The 4,359-nt window shown below is 55.5% G+C and carries 5 protein-coding genes; 2 read left to right on the forward strand and 3 right to left on the reverse strand.

The genetic code is table 11. The features are described from left to right. The coding region (locus WBM93_RS09045) for a CorA family divalent cation transporter (RefSeq protein ID WP_424431110.1) at positions 1–567 on the forward strand (567 nt) is incomplete at its 5' end. Positions 568–571: 4 nt separating this feature from the next. Further along, complete coding sequence (locus WBM93_RS09050; protein ID WP_424431112.1) at positions 572–1,960, forward strand: mechanosensitive ion channel family protein; 1,389 nt, start codon at positions 572–574, stop codon at positions 1,958–1,960. 38 nt (positions 1,961–1,998) lie between these two features. Here WBM93_RS09050 and WBM93_RS09055 read toward each other — a convergent pair whose 3' ends face one another. The 3 genes from WBM93_RS09055 to WBM93_RS09065 all read right to left on the reverse strand — a co-directional run. Next, a complete protein-coding gene (locus WBM93_RS09055; RefSeq protein ID WP_424431114.1) occupies positions 1,999–2,394 on the reverse strand; it encodes a YdbL family protein in 396 nt (131 codons plus the stop codon). Continuing rightward, positions 2,394–2,639: a YnbE family lipoprotein gene (locus WBM93_RS09060; RefSeq protein WP_424431115.1), complete on the reverse strand. Its 246-nt coding sequence runs from the start codon at positions 2,637–2,639 to the stop codon at positions 2,394–2,396. The genes WBM93_RS09055 and WBM93_RS09060 overlap by 1 nt, the downstream gene beginning before the upstream one ends. A 22-nt stretch (positions 2,640–2,661) precedes the next feature. Continuing rightward, positions 2,662–4,359 (reverse strand): intermembrane phospholipid transport protein YdbH family protein (locus tag WBM93_RS09065; protein WP_424431117.1); only part of this gene is annotated, 1,698 nt, incomplete at its 5' end.

Below are 4,359 nucleotides of genomic sequence, written 5' to 3' on the forward strand. Positions count from 1 at the left end.
CCGACGATACCCGATCTATTCGTTGCGTTGTCGGAACGACTGTCGCTCAAAATCAACGATGTCATCATTGGACTGGAAGACCGGCTCGATGCTTTGGAGGCCCAGGTTGATACCGAACAGCCGACCAAGTTGCGCTCCCAAATCGCTAGATCCCGGCAGGACACGGTCGCTCTGCGCCGCTATCTGTCCCCGCAAAGAGAAGCGCTGGCCAATTTGCAATATGATGCACCGGACTGGCTCGACCCGAGCCAGCGCATGAGTTTGCGGGAAACCGCGGACCGGACTTTACGCTATCTCGAAGACCTTGATGCCGCGCGCGACCGGGCGATTGTGGTGCTCGATGAACTGGCCAACAAAATGGCGGAATCGATGAACCGGACGATGTACGCATTGTCGATTGTCGCGGCCATTTTCCTGCCGCTCAGTTTTCTGACCGGCTTGCTTGGCATCAACGTCGGCGGCATGCCCGGGGTGGATAGTGGTCTGGCCTTCTGGATTACATGCGCCATCATGACGATCCTGATGGTGGCCGAAATTTACGTGCTCAAGCGCCTGAAATGGATATAAAGATATGATCACGCAATTACTGACCGCAACCAACACCATCCCTGACATGGCGAACGTCCCTTCGATCCAGGACATCGGTGCAGGGTTTCGCGACGTTGAAACATTTTTCTCGACCTTCTTTCTGCGAATGCAGGCCGAGCTGCTGTCGGGAACGATCTGGTTGCAACTGGGCGGGATCGTTGTCGCTCTGGTGCTGGGTTTTGTTTTTACACGCATCCTGAAGGCGGCAACCGGCAGTTTTTTTGCGGATCTTGCAGAAACCTTCCGCGGCGGAAAATATGAAGCCGTATCGGCCACGCTTGTCTTCCCGCTAATTTCCTCGGTCATTATCTGGATGATAATCTCGGGTTTCACCGGCCGCGGCATTCCGGTCGACTATATGCGGATCGTCGGTGCGATTCTGGTCGCTACGCTAATCATCCGCACCTTTGCTCTGACCAGTAGCGATCCGCTCTGGCGCTGGACGACAATCATATTGACGGTCATTGGGGCGCTACTCGTGATTGTACGCCTGTTTGCGCCGCTGATTGCATTTATCGACAGTCTTTCGCTGCCGCTCGGCGAGGATCTTTCCCTGCTCGATATATTCAAGGTCCTGGTGATCGCCGTCGCTCTGGTTTGGGGTGCGTCGTTCTTCTCCCGGCTGATCGAAACGCGGCTCAGCAAGTCCGAGCGCATGACTCCCTCGGTGCGCGGGCTGTTCGGTCAGTTGATCCGTATCCTGATGATCGGCATCGCCATTTTCATCGCGCTCAATATGATAGGTATCGACCTCACCGCATTTGCCGTGTTTACCGGCGCGCTGGGTGTCGGCATCGGCTTTGGCCTGCAGTCGATTTTCTCCAATTTCGTCGCCGGGATCATCATCATTCTCGAAAAAACCCTCAAAGTCGGGGATTTCGTCGATCTAGAAAGCGGCATCACCGGGGAAGTGCGGGAAATCAATGTCCGCAGCACGTTGATCACCACCAATGACAATATCGACATGCTGATCCCCAATTCCGAATTCATCAACAAACGGGTGATCAACTGGACCTTGCGGGAAGCCAAACGCCGCATGCACGTGCCGGTTGGCGTCGCTTACGGTACCGACAAGGATCTGGTCAAAAAGGCGATACTGGAAGCGGCGGATAATGTGGAATTTACCCTGAAAGGCGTCAAGAACCGGAAACCCGACGTCTGGCTGGTCGGATTTGGCGACAGCAGTCTGGATTTCGAACTGATCGTCTGGTTGACCGACGAGGCAACCAAAAAACCGGGGAAGGTTCATGCAACCTATTGCTGGGAAATCGAAACGGCGCTGGCCAAATACGGCATCACCATCCCTTTCCCACAACGCGATCTTCATCTGGTCAGCGGATCATTGGAAAAAGCAGAAGGCGCGCCAGCTTAGCCGACGCGCCTTCCCGTAATTTTTCGTGGAAGCCTAACTCAAGGGCAACGCGAATCCCGCACCGGTTCGGAACTGTCCCGCGTATTCCAGGTGCCGCTCGGCGTCTGATATTTTTCGCCGCTGACTGTCCGCATGATCAGGTTGCAGCCCGAGGTAAAGGCAAATTGCTCCACCGTCGAATTGGTTTCCTGAGCCTTGCGGGTATAGGCCGCCTTGCGCTTGATATTGATATCCTCGACCAGCGCCTTGATACCGGGTGAAGGCGATGACACGTAACCAAGATAGCCATCCGGCTTTTCGCCAATGGCTCCCGACGAGCGCGCCGCTTCATAGGCGGGGTCGCGCTGCGCCATCACCGGCACGGCGACGACTGCTGTCAAAACCAGTCCGCCGATTACAGCCAAGGCTTTGTTTTTCTTTACATATTCAAACATTAGAAAATATCCGCTTCCTCGTTGATCAAGTCCTTTGCATCGCCGTCAAGGCGATACACCACTTCCTGCTTGATGTTGATATTCAGGTTGATCACTATCGGCTTGTCCGGTGCTGTGACCTGCACGCAGCCGGAAAGCCCGATCATTGCTGCCCAAAACAAGCTGGTGGTGGTTAAACTCCTCATATTGCGGCGAATCGCACCATATGAACGATCCGTCAATTGACTTGTCTGATAAAGCATCATCGCTTTCCCCTCGCTGAATGGACTATTCATCTTTTTCCAGAGCCTTTACCGCTTGCTTCGCGCGAGCCTCCTGCGCCCGCAGCAGAGCGGGCAGATTCTGGCCGACCAGTAATTCCGGTTCGTAATAGGATTTAACGCTGCTCATCATTTGCATGAACGGCGCCTGGATCCGGACGTTGAACTGGATCGGGATGCGGGCGAGCTGCTTGGTGATAAAATTCTTGCTCGCGTCATCGCCCTGCTGCAACCCGTCAAATTTTACCTCGGTGATGATTTCACCGGCGATATCACCATCCATTCCGATGGTAAGATTGCGATATTTGATCGATTTTAGCGCATTGAAAGCGAAGTTGGCCATCGTTCCCATATCTTCATAGGTTAGCTCTCCGACATAGGCGAGCGTGCCGCCGCCCTCGCGCGCCACCAGATAGCCGCCGACTATCCGGCCGCCATCCTGATTGAACACCATCGGCAATTTGCCGTCAAAAATCCCGGTCGCGGTCATATTCTCGAAATCAAACTGGGTCAGGAACTGGGCGGCATCAATGCCTTCAACGGTAAATTGCAACCGCCGTTCGGCTTCCTCACTCAGATCGAGAATGGTCGGCTCGAGAAAAAGTTTGCCGCCCGCAAACGGCCATTCTCCGCCTTCAACCTGCACTTTATAGTCCGGCAACAGCTGATAACGGATCTGGCCGTTGAAGACAGCCACCCCGGGGTTGACCTCGGACAGTTGCACGGTCTGGCCCGGACCGGTTTCCAGCGCGAGGAGATCGGAAAATGTGATTTCTCCGGACAGGCCGGTCACCGGACCGAACGCCGCCGCCAGGTTCATACCGTTGGTAAGAAAAGTTCCAGTGCTCTGGATGCCATCTTCGGAATCATCCCAGTCAATCCGGCCGGTGCCCGATATCTCCCCTTTTACATTGGCAATCACACCCAGGGTCAGCGGAGTCAGCTGTTCCGGCTGGAGCCGGTCGTTGAAGGTCAGCGACTGGACGTCGATCAGCGCCCTACCTTCACTCTTGTCCAGAGCGTGGAAAATATCGATCGCCGCAACGGCGGTCAGGGTCTGCGGCTCGCGCAGCCATCCCGTCGCTGTGATGTCATTGCCGTCAAAACCCAGCTTGACGTCGTTGCTGATCAGTGGCCGGAATCGTTCCACCTGTTGTTCGTCGCGGACGAGCAGGCTCGCATCAACCAGAAATTCACCCTTTTCATAGCGCCAGTCACCTTCGATATTTTCCATCAACAGCGGAACATTGGCGACCTGCCCGGAAGCGCCTTCCATTCTGCCGTTCAGTGTGCGTCCGAAAGCGGCGCTGAACAAGGTCATGTCCAGTTTGGTCATGCTGCCCGGCGTTCCCAAGCGGATCCCGACATTTTGCGCCTTCAGACCGTTCGCCATTGAAAATCCAAGCGCGCCGCTCGAAATGGAAAGCGGCGTTCTCCCCAAGAAGCCGTCAAGGTTGAGCGAAGGCGCATTGGCCGCGACATTCACTCCGGATCGGCTGCCGCTTACGATTGCATTGCCCTGAGGGCAGAACCGCGCGCTGGTCGGCCCGGCACGCAAGGATGCTGTGCGCAGGCTCGCAAATTGCAGATTGACGCATTGGCGGAACAGAGCGAAATTACCATTTCGTCCGACATTCCCGGTGATCGGCACTTGCAGGCCGGTGATCTGTCCGTCGCCAAGCGGTCCGGTCAACAATATCCGTCC

This window comes from Parasphingorhabdus sp. (assembly GCF_049667325.1).
GTDB lineage: Bacteria > Pseudomonadota > Alphaproteobacteria > Sphingomonadales > Sphingomonadaceae > Parasphingorhabdus.

Coding starts and splice junctions, on each gene's coding strand:
- WBM93_RS09055 (WP_424431114.1), bottom strand. CDS start 2,394: ATGTTTGAATATGTAAAGAAAAACAAAGCCTTGGCTGTAATCGGCGGA.
- WBM93_RS09060 (WP_424431115.1), bottom strand. CDS start 2,639: ATGATGCTTTATCAGACAAGTCAATTGACGGATCGTTCATATGGTGCG.
- WBM93_RS09050 (WP_424431112.1), top strand. CDS start 572: ATGATCACGCAATTACTGACCGCAACCAACACCATCCCTGACATGGCG.